Genomic DNA, 17,034 nt, shown 5'->3' on the forward strand with positions numbered 1-17,034 from the left:
AAGCTAGGAGGCGCCCTCGCCGGGCGTCAACACTTTGTTGAAAAATGCGCGGAACGACGGGCCGCGGTCAGTCCCCGCTCTTCTCACGGTTGAGGTAGTTGTAGACGGTGAAGCGGCTCACGCCGAGGGCTCCGGCGACCGTCTCGACGCCGTGGCGCACGGAGAAGGCGCCGCGCTGTTCGAGGTGGCGGACGACGGACTGCTTGGTCTTGCGGTCGAGGGCCGAGAGCGGCACGCCGTGGCGGCGCTGCAGGTCGGCGAGGATGTGGTCCAGCGAGTCGGAGATGTGCGGCAGCCTTACGGCGACCACCGGGCGGCCCTCCCAGGAGAGCACCACATCGTCGCCCCGGGCCCGGTCCGGGGCGATCATCTCGCCGCCCATGGCGTCCACGAGCGGCCGCACCGCGGCGGCGAAGGGATGGTCGGCCGGTACGCTCACGCCTCGCCCTCCCCGATCACGTTGACCTGGAGCGAAATCCGGGTGGCACCGGCTTCGAGGGAGGTGCGCAGCAGCCGGTCGACGGCCGCCAGCACCGCTTCCGCCCCGCCTTCGGCGGTGTTGCCGAAGGGGCCGACGTCGACGGCGTCCAGCGGGGCGGCCTGGACGGTCTCGCGGGCCGCGACGGCGTGCGGCGGCACCTCGTCGAGGTCGAACGGTTCGGTGGTGAACTCAACCCTCAATCTCACGCCGCAAACCTACTGCGTCAGCCGTAACACGGCGCCCCCACTGCGAGGGACAGAACGCCCAAGTCCCTCGCCGCGGCCGCCCGCTTCGGGGAGCATGGACGCATACCACATCCGCCCCCGTCCACGGAGCGCCCCGATGACAGACAACGTGCCGGTGCGTTGTCCCGCGTGCCGTCGCGAGCAGTCGTTCACGCCGCCCACCTTCCCCTGTTCCTGCGGCGCGCCGGTCACCCTGCCCGTCCTTCGCGACGGCGCCCTGGAGGAGGTGGGCCACCGCACCTGGGAGAACCTCTGGGTGGCGGTGAACTGCCCGTCCTGCGGCCATCGGGGCCACTGGCCGCAGCCGGAACTGGGCTGCGACTGCGGCGCGGTGGTCCGCGTCCCCGTCGCCGCCGCGCCGCCCCCGGCCGGCCCGGGCGCGGTGGCCGGGCATGGCGGCCCGGTCGTGCGGCGCCCGGCCTTCCGGCCGGTGACGATCCGTACGGCGCGGGACGCGGTCACCGCCGCCTCGCTGTATCTGAAGTGGCTCGGCTTCCACAGCCTGCGGCCCTCGGAGGACCGGGCCGCGTCCGGGGTGGACCTCTACGGGACGGGCGTCGTCGCCCAGGTCGATCCGACCACCCGCCCCACCGGGCTGCGGGACATCGAATGCCTGTGGCTGAACGGGCTCCAGAAGTCGGCGATGAGCGTCTTCTTCTCGCTCGCGGGCTATGCGCGGGAGGCGCGGGCGCGCGCCGACGCGCTCCATCTGCCGCTGTTCATCATGGACCTCACCGGCACCCCACAGCCCGTCAACGACCCGGCGGACGTGCTGATCCGGATGGGTCCGCCGGAGGGCTGACCCCGATCGGCTCTTGCGCTCATGACCGGAGGAACGCTTCCGTTGAGGCACCGCCCTCCACCGTCCACCGTCCACCGTCCCATCCCCGCCCGACCGGCCGGAGGCCGAAACGATGGCTGTTCCGTGGTACCCGAGGTCATGGGCTCCGCTCGCCGCCGCCCTGACCCTGCTTCTGGTGACCGGCTGCGGGGGCGGCGATGTGCCGCCGCCCACGGTGGAGAGTTCCTCGGCCGCACCGGCGCCCCCGTCCGGCGCCACACCGGGCACGCCCACCCCGCTCACCAGCACTGATGGCACCGACGGCGGAAAGGGTGTGGAGGAGGACATCGACGCGGCGGTCTCCGTCACCACCACCTACTGGCAGACTCACTGGCCCGAGCTGTTCACCGGCGGTTACAACCCGCCCAGGGTCCTGGGGGCCTACGACGGGGACACCCCCGGTACGCCGGTGTGCGGAAGTGAGCCACTCCCCGATGACAACGCCGTCTACTGCCCCGACGGCGACTACATAGCGTGGGACATGGACCTGATGCGCTGGGGTCATGCGCGGGGCGACGCCTGGGTCTATCTGGTGATCGCCCATGAGTGGGGCCACGCCGTCCAGAACCGTCTGGACGCGGGCCTGGTCGACCTCGCCCGTGAGCTGCAGGCCGACTGCCTGGCCGGGGCGGTCCTCTTCGGCGCCGCCCAGGACGGGACGCTGACCTTCGAGGAGGGGGATACCGAGGAGCTGGCGGACGCCCTGACCGCACTCGCCGACAGGACCCCGTGGACCGACATCTCCGACCACGGCGACGCCTCCCAGCGGGTCTCCTACTTCAGCCGCGGCGCGCGATCCGGGGTGAAGTCGTGCCTGCCGAACGTCGTCCAGTGACGGGCGGGGCGTGGCCCCTGCGGTGGCGAGGGTGTGGGCCCCTGCTGGAGTAGAGGGGCCCGCAACGCATCAGCTGGGCGCGGTCTGCGGCTCGGCCCGCTCGACCAGCACTTCGGATCTGGCCGGACCGGCCTCAGACCGGGTCTCGGGCAGCAGCTCCCGGGCGGCCGCCTCACGCAGCTCGACCTTGCGGACCTTGCCGCTGACCGTCATCGGGAAGGCGTCCATGAGACGCAGATAGCGGGGGACCTTGTAGTGGGCGAGGCGGCCCCGGCAGAAGCGGGCGAGCTCATCGCGGGTGAGGGTCTTGGCGCCCTCGCGCAGGATGACGCAGGCCAGGACCTCCTCGCCGTACTTCTCGTCCGGTACGCCGACGACCTGCACATCCGCGACCTTGGGATGGGTGTGCAGAAACTCCTCGATCTCCCGCGGATAGACGTTCTCCCCACCGCGGACGATCATGTCCTTGATCCGGCCGACGATCTGGACGTATCCCTCGCCGTCCATCACCGCGAGGTCGCCGGTGTGCATCCAGCGCGCCGAGTCGATCGCCTCGGCGGTCCGCTCGGGCTCCTGCCAGTAGCCGAGCATCACCGAGTAGCCGCGGGTGCACAGCTCGCCGCGGGTGCCGCGGGGCACGGTCGCCCCGGTCACCGGGTCGACGATCTTGACCTCGACATGCGGCAGCACCCGGCCGACCGTCGAGGTACGGCGGACGAGGTCGTCATCGGGCCGGGTCTGGGCGGAGACCGGTGAGGTCTCGGTCATGCCGTAGCAGATGGACACCTCCGCCATGTGCATCTCGGCGACCACCCGCCGCATCACCTCCACCGGGCAGGGCGATCCGGCCATGATCCCGGTGCGCAGCGAACTGAGATTGAAGGTGGCGAAGTCCGGCAGGGCCAGCTCGGCGATGAACATGGTGGGGACGCCGTACAGCGAGGTGCAGCGCTCGCGTTCGACGGCGGCCAGGGTGGCGACGGGGTCGAAGGTGGCGGCGGGGATGACCACGCAGGCGCCGTGGCTGGTGGCCGCGAGGTTGCCCATCACCATGCCGAAGCAGTGGTAGAAGGGCACCGGCACGCAGATCCGGTCCTCGGCGGTGTAGCGGACCGTCTCCCCCACGAAGAAGCCGTTGTTGAGGATGTTGTGGTGGGAGAGGGTGGCACCCTTGGGGAAGCCGGTGGTGCCGGAGGTGTACTGGATGTTGACCGCGTCGTCGCAGCTGATCCGGGCCTCGCGCTCGGCCAGCCGCTCGGCGGGCACATCGGCCCCGGCGCGCACCAGCCCGTCCCAGGTCCGGTCGCCGATGTAGATGACATCGCGCAGCGGGGAACAGGCCGATCGCACCTGCTCGACCATCCGCCGGTAGTCGCTGGTCTTGTGCTCGATGGAGGAGACCAGGACCGAGATTCCGGCCTGCTGGAGTACGTACCGCAACTCGTGGACGCGGTACGCGGGGTTGATATTGACCATGATGGCGCCGATGCGGGCGGTGGCGTACTGCAACAGCACCCATTCGGGGCAGTTGATGGCCCAGATGCCGACCCGGTCGCCCTTGGCGACCCCCTTGGCCATCAGCCCGAGCGCGACCTCCTCGACCGACCTGCCGAACTCGGCGTAGGTCCAGCGGCGGCCGGAGGGGACGTCGACGAGCGCCTCGCGGTCGCCGTACAGCTCGACGGCCCGGGCCAGATTGGCGCCGATGGTGTCGCCGAGCAGCGGGAGGTCCCCGGCTCCGCTGGCGTAGGAGAGCCCCGCTGGGCTTGGTGGGTCAGACGTGAGGTCGGTCATGGGAGCTCCTTGGGTTCACGTTCACGTACGCCTTCACGTTCGTGCGGGTGGGTCATCATATGAGCGTCAGTCATCAGATCTCCTCATAAAACTCGATACCGCCACCCTGTGCCGTGCGTTCACGCAGCTCGATCCGGCGAATCTTTCCGGAAACCGTCTTGGGGAGGTCGGCGAACTCCAATCGGCGGATCCGCTTGTACGGCGCGAGCACCGCCCGGGAGTGCGCGAACAGCGCCTTCGCGGTGTCCGGGCCGGGCTCCCAGCCCTCCGCCAGCACGATGTACGCCTTCGGCACGGCGAGCCGCACCGGGTCGGGGGCCGGGACGACGGCGGCCTCGGCGACCGCCTCGTGCTCCAGCAGGGCGCTCTCCAGCTCGAACGGCGAGATCTTGTAGTCGGATGCCTTGAAGACGTCGTCGGCGCGGCCGATGTAGGTGATGTAGCCGTCCGCGTCGCGCGATCCGATGTCTCCGGTGCGGTAGTAACCGCCCGCGGTGGCCTCGGCGGTGCGCTCCCCGTCGCCCTCGTAGCCGGTCATCAGGCCGACGGGACGGCCCTCGGGGCCGGTGAGGTCGAGGCAGATCTCGCCCTCCTCACCGGGCCGGCCGGTGACCGGATCCAGCAGGACGACCCGGAAGCCGGGGGTCGGCCGTCCCATCGAGCCGGGCTTGAGCGGCTGTCCAGGGGTGTTGGCCACCTGAACGGCGGTCTCGGTCTGGCCGAAGCCGTCCCGGATGGTCACCCCCCAGGCGCGCCGCACATGCTCGATGACCTCGGGGTTGAGCGGCTCGCCCGCGGCGAGGGCCTCCCGGGGCGGGGTGCGCAGCTGGGTGAGATCGGCCTGGATGAGCATCCGCCAGACGGTGGGCGGGGCGCAGAAGGTGGTGATGGCGCAGCGGTCCATCTCGGCCATCAGGCGGGTGGCGTCGAAGCGCGTGTAGTTGTGGACGAAGACGGTGGCCTCGGCGTTCCAGGGGGCGAAGAGATTGGACCAGGCGTGCTTGGCCCATCCGGGGGAGGAGATGTTGAGGTGGACATCGCCCGGCCTGACCCCGATCCAGTACATCGTCGCCAGATGCCCGATGGGATACGAGATGTGGGTGTGCTCGACCAGCTTGGGGCGGGCGGTGGTGCCGGAGGTGAAGTACAGCATCAGGGGGTCGGTGGCGAGGGTCGGCCCGTCGGGGACGAAGGGCTCGTCGTCCCCCGCGGCGTCGGCCGTGATCCGGGCGGTCCCGGCGTCCTCGTAGGCGAGCCAGCCCTCGGGAGCGCCGCCGACCGCGATCCGGGTGTAGTCGCCCGGCACCTCCGCGAACTTCCCGGTGTCCGCGCCCCGCACGACCGCATGCGCCGCCCGGCCGCGCTCGATGCGGTCGGCGAGGTCGAGCGGGCCGAGCAGCGGGGTGGCGGGGATGACGACGGCGCGCAGCTTCATCGCGGCCAGCGCGGTCTCCCACAGCTCGACCTGGTTGCCGAGCATGACCACGATGCGGTCACCGGCCCGGACGCCGCGGTCGCGCAGCCAGTTCGCGGCCCGGTTGGAGCGGCGGCGCAGCTCCTCGAAGGACAGCCGGATCTCGCTGCCGTCCTCCTCGACGATGTGCAGGGCGGTACGGTCCCCGCTGCGCCCGGCGATCCCGTCGAACCAGTCCAGGGCCCAGTTGAACCGCTCCGGGCGTGGCCAGCCGAATCCTTCGTACGCCGCCGCGTAGTCCTCCCGGTGGTCGAGCAGGAAGTCCCGTGCCTCGCGGAAGTCGTGAGCCGGATTCATTGCTGTCACTTGTCCTCCTGAATGGCGTACCGCTCGCTAGCATCGTGCGACGGGTGATCTGAGTCTCACTACCCCCGGACGGGGGTGGCGCTGGATGCGGGAGGTGGCCGTGACGGGATCGGACGGGGCCGTCGACATACGGAGCACGCTGCAGCGGATGCGCCGGCGTGGTGGGCTGCCCGTCGCGTTCGGCGGGCTGTTCTCGGGGTCACGGCAGTTCCGGATCTCGGAACTCACCGGCACCACGACCAACTCCCTGCGGGGTCTGGCCATCACACCCGGCAACGGCCTCGGCGGCAAGGTCCTCACCATGTCCCGGCCGATCTCGGTGGCGGACTACCCCGCCTCACGGGCGATCAGCCATGAGTACGACGCGGCGGTGGGCGCGGAAGGGCTGCGCTCGATGCTCGCGGTGCCGGTGGTGGTGCGCGGGCGGGTGCGCGGGGTGCTGTACGGCGCGCTGCGCCAGCCGCTGCTGCTCGGCGACCGGGCGCTGACCGCGGCCGTGGAGTCGGCGCGCGAACTGGAACGCGCGCTGGAGAGCGAACTGGCGCAGGAGCTGGCGGTGCGCGAGGAGGCGCAGCGGCTGCTGACGGAGGCGCGGCAGCGTCGGGGGCAGCCGCCGGGACCGCAGTGGGAGCCGTCGGCGGAGGAGACCGATCCGGCGGTGTGGGAGGAGGTGCGCGAGGCCCATGGCGATCTGCGGGCCCTGGCGCACCGGGTCCCCGACCCCCAGTTGCGCGAGGAAATACTCACCGTCTGCTCCCGGCTGGCCAGGGCTTCGTCGGGGCGCGGCAGGCAGCGGGGGCACCGGAACGGGGGGAGCGGGGTGGAGCTGTCGCCGCGCGAGGTGGACGTGCTGGCGTGTGTGGCCTCGGGGGCGACGAATTCGACGGCGGCGGAGCGGCTGGGGTTGCGGCCGGAGACGGTCAAGAGCTATCTGCGGTCGTCGATGCGGAAGTTGGGGGCCCATACCCGCCTCCACGCGGTGGTCGAGGCTCGCCGTGCGGGGCTCTTGCCATAGCGGACGGCGGGGTGCGGGCGCCGGTGGCGGCTTCCGTGGCCCGGGGCCGGGGCTCCCGCCGACCGCGCGCCGATGGGTCCCGGGGCGGCCCGGGCGGGTACCCCCGCAAAAAACGCTCTCCCTTCGCGCTGCCCCGGCCGCCGCCGACCGGGCGCAGCCCGGCGCGCCGCCGCCGGAGCCCGGCCCGGCCGGGACCGCGACCACGTCCGGATGGACCGTGGCGTCGGCCGCGGCGGTCTCGAGGAGGCCGGGGCAGCCGGGGTAGGGGTCGGCCGGGGCGTGCAGGGAGAGCACCGCGAAGCAACTATCGCGCCGCCCACCGCTCCCCCGGGACGCACCACGGTCATATGGGGCGATATCCTGCACTGAGGTCAGTGCTCGCGACAGGAGGTGAGGTCCATGGACAGTGAGCCTCCCAGTCGTATGCCGCGAGGCGCCGCTGCGGCCCGGACGCGCTGAGCGCGACGTCCGGCTCGGCCCCGGAGGTGGCGCCCGTCCGAGCCCGAGCCCGCTATCCGTAAAGGACCCCCTATGTCCGAGCGCCGCCGCACCCCCCGCCCCACGAGGCGGTACCCCTGGCTGCGCCCCGGCGGGGCGAACCGGGCCGATGCCGCCCCGCGCCCCACCCCGGCACCTCCCGGTCCGCCGCGCGACGAGCAGCGGACCGCCGCCGCCGATGGAACCCCGCGTGAGCCGGACGAGCGCAGCGTGGTGGACGCCGCCGTGTACCGCGACGGCCGCCGGGTCGGCACCCCCGACACCCTGGCCGCCACCTACCGGCGGCTGCGCGAGGAGATGGGCGCGATGGCGTGGATCGGGCTGTACCGGCCGAGCGAGGCGGAGCTGCTCTCGCTGGCCGAGGAGTTCGATCTGCACAAGCTGGCCATCGAGGACGCGTTGGAGGCCCATCAGCGACCCAAGCTGGAGCGCTACGGCGAGACGCTCTTCGTGGTGCTGCGCGCCGCCCGCTATCTCGACGCGCCCGAGGAGGTCGACTTCGGCGAGCTGCATGTCTTCGTGGGCCCCGACTTCGTCATCACCGTCCGGCACGGCGCCGCCCCGGACCTGTCCGCGGTGCGCGCCCGGATGGAGTCCACCCCCGAGCTGCTGGCGCTGGGCCCCGAGGCCGTGCTGTACGCGATCCTCGACGCGGCCGTGGACGGTTATGCCCCGGTGGTGGCGGGGGTGCAGAACGACATCGACGAGATCGAGACCGAGGTGTTCCGCGGCGACCCCGAGGTGTCGCGGCGCATCTATGAACTCTCCCGCGAAATGGTCGAGTTCCAGCGCGCCACCCGCCCGCTGGTCGGGATGTTGCACGGGCTGATGGCGGGTTTCGACAAATACGGCACCGATGAGGAGCTGCAGCGCTATCTGCGGGACGTCGCCGACCACGTCACCCACACCAGCGAGCGCGTGGACGGCTTCCGCTCGGCCCTCACCGACATCCTCGCGGTCAACGCCACCCTGGTGACCCAGCAGCAGAACGCCGAGATGCGGGCGCTGGCCGAGGCGGGTTTCGAGCAGAACGAGGAGGTCAAGAAGATCTCCGCATGGGCGGCGATTCTGTTCGCGCCCACGCTGGTCGGCACCATTTACGGGATGAACTTCACCCATATGCCCGAGCTGGACTGGGTGTGGGGATATCCGTTCGCGATCGTGCTGATGGCGGTGGTCTGCGTCAGCCTGTATGTCATCTTCAAGCGCCGCGGCTGGCTCTGACGGCGCCACAACTCTCCGGCTGGATCAGCGATTCAAGGGAATTCCTCGATGAATCGCTGATTCAGCCGCTTTCCGTAGCCTCTCCCCCTCGTTTGTGCTTCGATGCCGTCCGGCACGGCACGGGCAGGCGAGCGACGGGAGTACGCGTATGGACCGGCGAGGGTTCCTCAGGGGCGCGGCCGCACTGTCCACCGCGGGGCTGGTCACCGCCATCGGCGGTACTGCGACGGCCACGGCCGCCGCGCCGCCCCGGCTGCTCGCCGCCGAGGACTGGCTGTCGGCCATCGCCGACGCCACCCCGGTCCAGCGGCTGACCCTGCCCGGCACCCACAACTCCGGCGCCCGCTTCGGCGGCCCGTGGACCGAGTGCCAGAACACCACCATCGCCGACCAGCTCAGCAGCGGCATCCGCTTCCTGGACGTCCGCTGCCGCGCTTTTGAGAACGCCTTCCCCATCCACCACGGCGCCTTCTACCAGAACCTCAACTTCGACGATGTGCTCGGCGCCTGCCGCTCCTTCCTCTCCGCGCATCCGTCGGAGACCGTGCTGATGCGGGTCAAGCAGGAGTACTCGGAGGAGAGCGCCGCCGAGTTCCGCCGGATCTTCGACACCTACCTGGACGACAAGGGCTGGCGCTCGCTGTTCCGCCTGGACAACACCCTCCCCACCCTGGGCCAGGCCCGGGGCAGGGTGGTGCTGCTCGCCGACTCGGACAACATGCCGGGGGTGCGGTACGGCGACGGGGGGCTCTTCGACATCCAGGACGACTACATGGCGGAGCCGTTCGGCAAGTACCCGAAGATCGAGGCGCAGTTCCGCAAGGCGGCGGCCCAGCCCGGCAAGCTCTTCATCAACTATGTCTCCACCGCCGCCCTGCTGCCGCCCCGCTCCAACGCGGACCGGCTCAACCCGCAGGTGAAGTCGTTCCTGGAGGGCGCCGAGGCACAGGGCTGGACCGGGCTCGGGATCGTTCCGATGGACTTCCCGAACACCGCGTCCGGCCTGGTCGACGCCCTCGTCCGGCACAATCCGGCGGGCTGACCGCGGAGCGTCAGCGGCCGGGGAACCGGCGGAAGACCTTGACCGACGGTTCCGCGTAGCGGACCAGTTCCAGCGCCTGCTCGGGGAACCACTCCCCCGCGTCGGGGTTGACGGTCCCGCGCACCGGGTCCAAGGGCCCGTCGGTGCCGCGCAGGCACCGCCCGTCCGACTCGCCCGGCGTCTTCACCCACAGCGCGGCATCCAGCAGCGCATCGCCCGTGCGGGTGGTGGGGCGCCTGCCCAGGCCCCGCTCCGGGGGGTTGCACCACGACTGCGTGTCGGCGTGCGCCCCGGCCCTGGGGGCCCAGGGGCCCTGGCCGTTGCGGCTGGTGTCGGTGACGAAGTGCTTCATACGGGCCGGGTCGTCCGGTACATGGGCCTGCAGCCAGCGGCGGGCCTGCCGCCGTGACCAGCTCTGGTCCGCGCAGTCCTCGGGGTCCCCGCCCTCGTCGGCGTAGGCGAGGCAGGAGGAGATCAGCCGGCCGTACCAGGCGCTGTCCGGGTCGGTCTGGTAGTGGGAGACGTTGAGGGCGAAGCCGGTGGCGCGGTCGACCCCGGCCTTGATGAGACGCGGCACGATGCTCCTGACGGAGTGCCAGCCGGCGTGGCCCGCGTCCAGGTACACCGACGTGTTGCCGAGCGCGGTAAGGGCGTCGACCGCGTAGTTGATCTCGGAGTAGCGGGCGGCGGTCTCCGGGTCCTCGACCACCGGGGTGCCCAGGTCCCCCACGTCCTCGGCATCGGGGGTCACGGGGTCGGGCGTGGGGAGCGGGGGCAGCTCGGGGAGGGTGCCGGGCTGCTCGGCGGAGGGCTCGGGGGCGGGGCTCTGGGATGCGGAGGGCTGGAGGCCGGCGGGCTCCTGGGCTTCGGCGGGCTTGGGGGCCGGGCTCTCGGAGGCGGGGAGTCGCGGGTCGGGGGACTGCGTGTTCGGGGACTGCGCGCCCGGGGACTGCGCGGCGTCCTGGCCGGTGTCCTGGGGGGCCGATGCGGCGGGCGGGGCCGTTGACGCGCCGGGGTCGGGCAGCGGGGGCAGACCGGTGGGCGGTTCCTCGGCGGCGGGCTGCTGCTCGGCGGCGAGTTGCTCCTCGACGGCGGGCTGTTCCTCGACGGGCTGTTCCTCGACGGCGGTCTGATCGGCGTTCGATTCGTCGGCGCAGTCGGAGGGCAGCAGCGACAGCGAATCGGGTTCGAGGACGATCAGCACCTTACGGTCGCCGATGCCCTCGACGACGGCGTCGATCCACGCCTCGTACGCGGCGAGGCCGTCCGCTCCCCCGCTCGAGTAGCTGCCGCAGTCACGGCCCGGGATGTTGTAGAGCGCGAGGACCGGCAGCCTCCCCTGCAAGTCGGCGCTGCGCGTCGTCCTGCGGACCAGCCGCTCGACCCGCTCCGGGGTCTCGTCCCCGTACCAGACCGCCTGCGGCGTCCGCACCATGGCGAGGAGCCCGGCGGAGTCGCGGAAGTCGCCCCGCCAGGCGAGCCGGGCCACCTGGCGGTAGGAGTCCCGGTCGGGGGGCGGGGCGTAGAGGCGGGCCGCGCGGGAGGAATCGTCGTCGTCCTCCCGCGCGGCCGCGCTCACCACGGGGCTGATCAGCAGGGGCAGGGTGGCCGCGGCCACGACGGCCGTCGACACGGTGAGAATCTTGCGTCTCTTACGCACGTGCGCACTCCAGGGGGCGGCAGGACCAAGGTCGATTTCTGACTCTCACTCAGAAACCTGCGCCCGGCAAGAGAAGCCTCCGCCAGGTGGCGGAGGGTTTTTCCCGCTCAGGAGTGGCCTTATGTCAGACGATCCTTCTGTGATCTGATCCGATGTCAGGTGACTCAGGTGTCGTCAGGCGACCGAGCCGATCCGGTCCGAGGTCGCCCGGGTGTCGTGGTGGATCGCGGTCCGGGCACCCGTCAGCGGCGTTCCGCTGCCGCCCCGACGGTTGGCGACGATCTCGCCGGCGATGGACAGTGCGGTCTCCTCGGGCGTACGGGCGCCGAGGTCGAGGCCGATCGGGGAGCGCAGCAGGGCCAGCTCCGGCTCGCCCACACCGGCCTCGCGCAGCCGCCGCAGCCGGTCCCGGTGGGTGCGGGCGGAGCCCATCGCGCCGACGTACGCCACGGGCAGCCGCAGCGCCCGCTCCAGCAGCGGCACATCGAACTTCGCGTCGTGGGTGAGCACGCACAGCACCGTCCGGGCGTCCACCTCGGTCTTCTCCAGATAGCGGTGCGGCCAGTCGACGACCACCTCGTCGGCGTCCGGGAAGCGCAGCGCGGTCGCGAAGACCGGACGGGCGTCGCAGACCGTGACGTGGTAGTTCAGGAACTTCCCTATCCGCACGAGCGCGCTCGCGAAGTCCACCGCCCCGAAGACGATCATGCGCGGCGGCGGCACGCTGGCCTCGGCGAGCAGGGTGACGGGCCGCCCGCAGCGGCTTCCCTCGGCGCCGATGACCACGGTCGCGGTGCGCCCGGCGTCCAGCAGGGCGCGGGCCTCCGCGGCCGCCGTACGGTCCAGCTCGGGGTGGCCGCCCAGGGTGCCGTCCCAGCCGCCGTCCGGGCGGACGAGCAGGGCGCGGCCCAGCAGCTCGGGCGGGCCGTCCACGATCCGGGCCAGCGCCGTCGTCCGGCCCTCGGCGGCGGCGGACGCGGCGGCGGCCAGCACCGGGCGCACCCGGCGGTCGGCCGCCGGGGCCGGGGTGACCAGGACATCGATGACTCCGCCGCAGGTCAGGCCGACCGCGAAGGCGTCCTCGTCGGAGTAGCCGAAGGTCTCCCGTACGGTCTCGCCGGTGCGCAGCGCCTCCTGGCACAGCTCGTACACCGCGCCCTCGACACAGCCGCCGGACACGCTGCCGACCGCCGTGCCCTCGGCGTCCACGGCGAGCGCGGCCCCGGGCTGCCGGGGCGCGCTGCCGCCCACGGAGACCACGGTGGCGACGGCGAAGTCCCGGCCCTCCTCGCTCCAGCGGTGCAGCTCGGCGGCGATGTCCAGCATGGTGATCAGCTCCTTGGGCGGCGCATCGATACGCGGCGCATCGGTATCCGGAACAACACACTCGGCTCCCGATATCTGCCCTCAGGTCCCCGTCAGGTGCTCCGGGCGCACGGGTACGCGCTTCAGGGGCAGGCCCGTCGCCGCGCGGATGGCGGCGACGACGGCCGGGGTCGAGGAGAGCGTGGGCGCCTCGCCGACGCCGCGCAGCCCGTACGGGGCGTTGTCGTCGGCCAGCTCCAGCACGTCCACCGGCATGGCGGGGGTGTCCAGGATGGTGGGGATCAGATAGTCCGTGAAGGACGGATTGCGCACCCGCGCCCCGTCCGCCGAGACGACGATCTCCTCCATCACCGCGAGCCCTAGCCCCTGCGTCGAACCGCCCTGGATCTGCCCGACCACCGACAGCGGGTTGATCGCCTTGCCCACGTCCTGCGCGGCCGCCAGCTCGACCACCTTGACCAGCCCCAGCTCGGTGTCGACCTCGACGACCGCGCGATGGGCGCAGAAGGAGTACTGCACATGGCCGAAGCCCTGGCCGGTGCGCAGGTCGAACGGCTCGGTCGGCCGGTGCCGGAACTCCCGCTCCAGGTCGATCGCCTCGTCGCCGAGGATCCCGGCGAGGTCGCCGATCACCTCGCCGCCGTCGGTGACCACCTTGCCGTCCTCCAGCCGCAGCCGGGCGGGCTCCGCCCAGGCGGGGTGGGAGGCGCCGAACCGCTCGCGGCCGCGCCGCAGCACCTCCTCCCGGACCGCCTCGCAGGTGTGCTTGACGGCGCCGCCCGTCATATACGTCTGGCGGGAGGCGGAGGTGGAGCCCGCCGAGCCGACCCGGGTGTCGGCCGGGTGGAGAGTGACCCGGTCGACGCCCAGCTCGGTGCGGGCGATCTGGGCGTGCACGGTGACCCCGCCCTGGCCGACCTCGGCCATCGCGGTGTGCACCAGGGCGACCGGCTCGCCACCGATCACTTCCAGCCGGATCCGGGCGGTGGAGTAGTCGTCGAAGCCCTCGGAGAAGCCGACGTTCTTGATGCCGACCGCATAGCCCACACCGCGCACCACGGCCTCGCCGTGGGTGGTGTTGGACAGTCCGCCCGGCAGGGCCCGTACGTCCACGGGGCCGCCCGCCGCCTCCCAGGCGCGCTCGGGCGGCATCGGCAGCGCCTTGACCCGGCGCAGCAGCTCGGCGACCGGGGCCGGGGAGTCGACGAGCTGTCCTGTGGGCATGGTGGCGCCCTGGGACATGGCGTTGCGCTGCCGGAACTCCACTGGGTCCAGGCCGAGTTCGGCCGCCACCGCGTCCATCTGCGCCTCGTAGGCGAAGCACGCCTGGACGGCGCCGAAGCCGCGCATCGCACCGCAGGGCGGGTTGTTGGAGTACAGCGCGATGGCCTCGACGTCGACGTTCTCGACGACGTAGGGGCCGATCGACAGGGAGGCGGCGTTGCCGACGACCGCCGGGGAGGAGGAGGCATACGCCCCGCCGTCCAGGACGATGCGGCACTGGACGTAGAGCAGCGTGCCGTCACGGCTCGCGCCGTGTTCATAGGTGAGCTTGGCGGGGTGGCGGTGGACATGGCCGAAGAAGGATTCGTACCGGTTGTAGACGATCTTGACGGCCTTTCCGGTGCGCAGCGCCAGCAGACAGGCGTGCGCCTGCATGGACAGGTCTTCGCGCGCGCCGAACGCCCCGCCCACCCCCGACAGCGTCAGCCGCACCTTGTCGGCGGGCAGCCCGAGGACCGGGGCGAGCTGATCGCGGTCGACATGCAGCCACTGGGTGGCGATGTAGAGGTCCACCCCGCCGTCCTCGGCGGGCACCGCGAGACCCGACTCCGGGCCGAGGAACGCCTGGTCCTGCATGCCCACCTCGTAGTCCCGGCGGACCACCACATCCGCGCGGGCCCGGGCGGCGGCGACATCGCCGCGCAGGACGGGCTGGCGGTGCACGATGTTCGGGTGCGGGGCATGGGCGGCGTGGTGGTCCCGGCGGCCGGGGTGGAGCAGCGGCGCGCCCGGCGCGGTGGCGGTGGCCTCGTCGACGACCAGCGGCAGCTCCTCGTACTCCACCGCGATCCGGGCGGCGGCGCGGCGGGCGGTCTCGGGATGGTCGGCGGCGACGATCGCGACGGGCTCGCCGTGATAGCGGACCCGGTCCTTCGCGAGCACGGGCTGGTCGTGGATCTCCAGGCCGTAGTGGGTCTCGGCGGGCAGGTCGTCATGGGTCATGACGGCGTACACCCCGGGCAGGGCGAGCGCCTCGGCGGTGTCGATGGACCTGATCACGGCGTGGGCGTACGGGCTGCGGAGGGTGAAGCCCCACAGCATGTCCTCGTGCCACAGATCCGAGGAGTACGCGAACTCGCCGGTCACCTTGAGGGTGCCGTCGGGGCGCAGGGTGGACTCGCCGATCGTCCCCCTGGTGGCGCCGGTGGCCTGGGTGAGGGCGGTGGGGGCACTGGCGGTGCGGTCGGCTGCCATGGTCAGACCGCCTTCCCGGTGCGGGCGGCCGCGAGCCGGACCGCGTCGAGGATCTTCTCGTAGCCGGTGCAGCGGCAGAGGTTACCGGAGAGCGCCTCGCGGATATCGGCGTCGGAGGGGTCGGGGGTGCGCTCCAGCAGCTCATCGGCGGCCACGAGCAGTCCGGGGGTGCAGAAGCCGCACTGGACGGCTCCGGCGTCGATGAACGCCTGCTGGACCGGGGCCAGCGGGGCGACCTGCCCGGGGCGGGATGGCTCGGGGCGGGTTGGCTCGGGCGGCCGGGGACGGACGGCCTCGGGCCCTACGGGGTGGCCGACCTCGGGCCCTACGGGGTGGCCGACCTCGGGCTTCCCCGGGCGCTCTGCGGGGCGGGCTTCGGGCCCCACGTGGCGGGCCACACCAGGCCCCACGGAAGAGTCCGCATCGGGCCCCACGGAGTGGGCGGCCCCAGGCCCGGCGGGGTGACCCTCCTCGGGCTCACCGGGGCAGACGGCTCCAGCCACCTCGGCGGCATGCGCGGACCGCTGCCGGGCGAGGTCCGCGAGTCCCTCGACGGTGACCACCTCGCGGCCCTCGGCCTGCCCCGCCGCCACCAGACAGGCGCATACCGGCACCCCGTCGAGGCGGACCGTGCAGGAACCGCATTCGCCCTGCTCACAGGCGTTCTTCGAACCGGGAAGCCCCATCCGCTCACGCAGCACGTACAGCAGGGACTCGCCCTCCCAGACGTCATCGGCCTCGTACGGCCGCCCGTTGACCGTGATGTTCACACGCACTGTGCGGTCCTCCCGTCTCCCTCGCGATACGCCTCCCAGGTCCAGCCGAGCGTGCGGCGCGCCATGACCCCCACCGCGTGGCGGCGGTAGGCGGCACTGCCGCGTACGTCGTCGATCGGGCGGCACGCCCCGGCGCACAGCTCGGCGAACCGTCGGGCGGTCGACGGGTCGAGAGGCGCGCCGCTGTCCCAGAAGCCGCCCTCCTCGAGCGCCGCCTCCAGGAACTCCTCGGCCTCACGGGCCCGTACGGGCGTGGGCGCGGCCGATCCGATGCCGGTGCGCACGGTGCGGGTGCGCGGATGGAGCGCGACGGCGAAGGCGCAGACCGCGATCACCATGGCGTTCCGGGTGCCGACCTTGGAGAACTGCTGCGGACCGTCCGCCCTCTGGATGTGCACCGCCCGGATCAGCTCATCGGGCTCCAGGGCATGGCGCTTGACCCCGGTGAAGAACTCCTCGACGGGGATGCGCCGGGTGCCGCGCACCGACGCCGCCTCCACCTCGGCCCCGGCCGCCAGCAGCGCGGGATGCGCGTCCCCGGCGGGCGAGGCGGCGCCGAGGTTGCCGCCGACGGTGCCGCGGTTGCGGATCTGCGGTGAGCCGACGGTGTGCGCGGCGAGCGCCAGCCCCGGCAGCTCGGTCCGCAGCTCCTCGATGATGCGCGTGTACGGAACGCCCGCGCCCAGCCGGACCGTACGGTCGGTGGCCTCCCACTCGGCCAGTTCGGCGACGCGGGTCAGATCGAGCAGATACTCGGGCCGCCGGTGATCGAAGTTGATCTCGACCATCACATCGGTGCCGCCCGCGATGGGCACGGCGGTGGGGTGCTCGGCCTTCGCGGCGAGCGCCTCCTCCCAGCCGGCGGGGCGCAGGAAGTCCATGGGTCTCTCTTCTCGGATCGTCGGCGTCGGCGTCGGCAGGCGGGAGCCCCCTCCCAGAACTCTGCACGCGGCTCAACGCCAGTAGACCGAGGTGTGGGCCACATGGTGCAGTCACCGAAGGCATGAAGCAATTGGCTGGCCAGGGGGCGGGTCTTGTA

General features: G+C 72.3%; 14 protein-coding genes. 5 read left to right on the forward strand and 9 right to left on the reverse strand.

Annotated elements, in window-relative coordinates; translation table 11 throughout:
* Positions 1 to 67: 67 nt before the first annotated feature.
* Both ACFYOY_RS22665 and ACFYOY_RS22670 read right to left on the reverse strand, forming a co-directional pair.
* A complete protein-coding gene (locus ACFYOY_RS22665; RefSeq protein ID WP_093465458.1) occupies positions 68 to 439 on the reverse strand; it encodes a helix-turn-helix domain-containing protein in 372 nt (123 codons plus the stop codon).
* On the reverse strand, positions 436 to 687 hold the full coding sequence (locus ACFYOY_RS22670) for a hypothetical protein (protein ID WP_137967869.1): 252 nt from the start codon (positions 685 to 687) through the stop codon (positions 436 to 438). Before ACFYOY_RS22670 ends, ACFYOY_RS22665 begins: the two co-directional genes overlap by 4 nt.
* Positions 688 to 823: 136 nt before the next feature.
* On the opposite strand from ACFYOY_RS22670, the gene ACFYOY_RS22675 reads away from it, so the two are divergent.
* Together ACFYOY_RS22675 and ACFYOY_RS22680 are read left to right on the forward strand one after the other, a co-directional pair.
* Positions 824 to 1,528 (forward strand): hypothetical protein, encoded by a 705-nt coding sequence (locus ACFYOY_RS22675; protein ID WP_388589101.1) that lies wholly within the window; start codon positions 824 to 826, stop codon positions 1,526 to 1,528.
* Between the two features lie 112 nt (positions 1,529 to 1,640).
* Positions 1,641 to 2,402 (forward strand): neutral zinc metallopeptidase, encoded by a 762-nt coding sequence (locus ACFYOY_RS22680; RefSeq protein WP_351878715.1) that lies wholly within the window; start codon positions 1,641 to 1,643, stop codon positions 2,400 to 2,402.
* Positions 2,403 to 2,471: 69 nt separating this feature from the next.
* Here ACFYOY_RS22680 and ACFYOY_RS22685 read toward each other — a convergent pair whose 3' ends face one another.
* Both ACFYOY_RS22685 and ACFYOY_RS22690 read right to left on the reverse strand, forming a co-directional pair.
* Complete coding sequence (locus ACFYOY_RS22685; RefSeq protein WP_388589104.1) at positions 2,472 to 4,196, reverse strand: AMP-binding protein; 1,725 nt, start codon at positions 4,194 to 4,196, stop codon at positions 2,472 to 2,474.
* Positions 4,197 to 4,269: 73 nt separating this feature from the next.
* Complete coding sequence (locus tag ACFYOY_RS22690; protein ID WP_351879539.1) at positions 4,270 to 5,967, reverse strand: AMP-binding protein; 1,698 nt, start codon at positions 5,965 to 5,967, stop codon at positions 4,270 to 4,272.
* A 94-nt stretch (positions 5,968 to 6,061) separates the two neighbouring features.
* Between ACFYOY_RS22690 and ACFYOY_RS22695 the strand changes: the two genes are divergently transcribed.
* The 3 genes from ACFYOY_RS22695 to ACFYOY_RS22705 all read left to right on the forward strand — a co-directional run bounded on the left by ACFYOY_RS22695 (position 6,062) and on the right by ACFYOY_RS22705 (position 9,755).
* Entirely contained in the window at positions 6,062 to 6,991 is a 930-nt protein-coding gene (locus ACFYOY_RS22695; protein ID WP_351878721.1) for a LuxR C-terminal-related transcriptional regulator, read from the forward strand.
* A gap of 531 nt (positions 6,992 to 7,522) precedes the next feature.
* Positions 7,523 to 8,713: a magnesium and cobalt transport protein CorA gene (locus tag ACFYOY_RS22700; RefSeq protein ID WP_351878724.1), complete on the forward strand. Its 1,191-nt coding sequence runs from the start codon at positions 7,523 to 7,525 to the stop codon at positions 8,711 to 8,713.
* A 148-nt stretch (positions 8,714 to 8,861) separates the two neighbouring features.
* Positions 8,862 to 9,755 carry a phosphatidylinositol-specific phospholipase C gene (locus tag ACFYOY_RS22705; RefSeq protein WP_351878727.1) on the forward strand — a complete coding sequence of 298 codons (894 nt, stop codon included), beginning with the start codon at positions 8,862 to 8,864 and terminating at the stop codon, positions 9,753 to 9,755.
* Positions 9,756 to 9,765: 10 nt separating this feature from the next.
* Here ACFYOY_RS22705 and ACFYOY_RS22710 read toward each other — a convergent pair whose 3' ends face one another.
* The 5 genes from ACFYOY_RS22710 to ACFYOY_RS22730 form a co-directional block, all read right to left on the reverse strand.
* The gene (locus ACFYOY_RS22710) at positions 9,766 to 11,415 is read right to left on the reverse strand and encodes a glycoside hydrolase family 6 protein (RefSeq protein WP_388589108.1); all 1,650 of its coding nucleotides are present in this window, start codon (positions 11,413 to 11,415) and stop codon (positions 9,766 to 9,768) included.
* A gap of 174 nt (positions 11,416 to 11,589) precedes the next feature.
* Positions 11,590 to 12,741: an XdhC/CoxI family protein gene (locus ACFYOY_RS22715; protein ID WP_351878730.1), complete on the reverse strand. Its 1,152-nt coding sequence runs from the start codon at positions 12,739 to 12,741 to the stop codon at positions 11,590 to 11,592.
* A gap of 81 nt (positions 12,742 to 12,822) precedes the next feature.
* Complete coding sequence (pucD, locus tag ACFYOY_RS22720) at positions 12,823 to 15,219, reverse strand: xanthine dehydrogenase subunit D (RefSeq protein ID WP_388589111.1); 2,397 nt, start codon at positions 15,217 to 15,219, stop codon at positions 12,823 to 12,825.
* 2 nt (positions 15,220 to 15,221) lie between these two features.
* Entirely contained in the window at positions 15,222 to 15,995 is a 774-nt protein-coding gene (locus ACFYOY_RS22725) for a (2Fe-2S)-binding protein (RefSeq protein ID WP_351878736.1), read from the reverse strand.
* Positions 15,986 to 16,876 carry a xanthine dehydrogenase family protein subunit M gene (locus ACFYOY_RS22730; RefSeq protein WP_351878739.1) on the reverse strand — a complete coding sequence of 297 codons (891 nt, stop codon included), beginning with the start codon at positions 16,874 to 16,876 and terminating at the stop codon, positions 15,986 to 15,988. Before ACFYOY_RS22730 ends, ACFYOY_RS22725 begins: the two co-directional genes overlap by 10 nt.
* Positions 16,877 to 17,034 lie beyond the last annotated feature (158 nt).

This window comes from Streptomyces sp. NPDC007875, assembly GCF_042868035.1.
Classification (GTDB): domain Bacteria; phylum Actinomycetota; class Actinomycetes; order Streptomycetales; family Streptomycetaceae; genus Streptomyces; species Streptomyces antimycoticus.

Bases quoted from the DNA above. Each gene is read 5' to 3' on its own strand.
- ACFYOY_RS22675 (WP_388589101.1), top strand. From the start codon at position 824: ATGACAGACAACGTGCCGGTGCGTTGTCCCGCGTGCCGTCGCGAGCAG.
- ACFYOY_RS22705 (WP_351878727.1), top strand. From the start codon at position 8,862: ATGGACCGGCGAGGGTTCCTCAGGGGCGCGGCCGCACTGTCCACCGCG.
- ACFYOY_RS22700 (WP_351878724.1), top strand. From the start codon at position 7,523: ATGTCCGAGCGCCGCCGCACCCCCCGCCCCACGAGGCGGTACCCCTGG.
- ACFYOY_RS22690 (WP_351879539.1), bottom strand. From the start codon at position 5,967: ATGAATCCGGCTCACGACTTCCGCGAGGCACGGGACTTCCTGCTCGAC.
- pucD (WP_388589111.1), bottom strand. From the start codon at position 15,219: ATGGCAGCCGACCGCACCGCCAGTGCCCCCACCGCCCTCACCCAGGCC.
- ACFYOY_RS22685 (WP_388589104.1), bottom strand. From the start codon at position 4,196: ATGACCGACCTCACGTCTGACCCACCAAGCCCAGCGGGGCTCTCCTAC.
- ACFYOY_RS22680 (WP_351878715.1), top strand. From the start codon at position 1,641: ATGGCTGTTCCGTGGTACCCGAGGTCATGGGCTCCGCTCGCCGCCGCC.
- ACFYOY_RS22730 (WP_351878739.1), bottom strand. From the start codon at position 16,876: ATGGACTTCCTGCGCCCCGCCGGCTGGGAGGAGGCGCTCGCCGCGAAG.
- ACFYOY_RS22715 (WP_351878730.1), bottom strand. From the start codon at position 12,741: ATGCTGGACATCGCCGCCGAGCTGCACCGCTGGAGCGAGGAGGGCCGG.
- ACFYOY_RS22695 (WP_351878721.1), top strand. From the start codon at position 6,062: ATGCGGGAGGTGGCCGTGACGGGATCGGACGGGGCCGTCGACATACGG.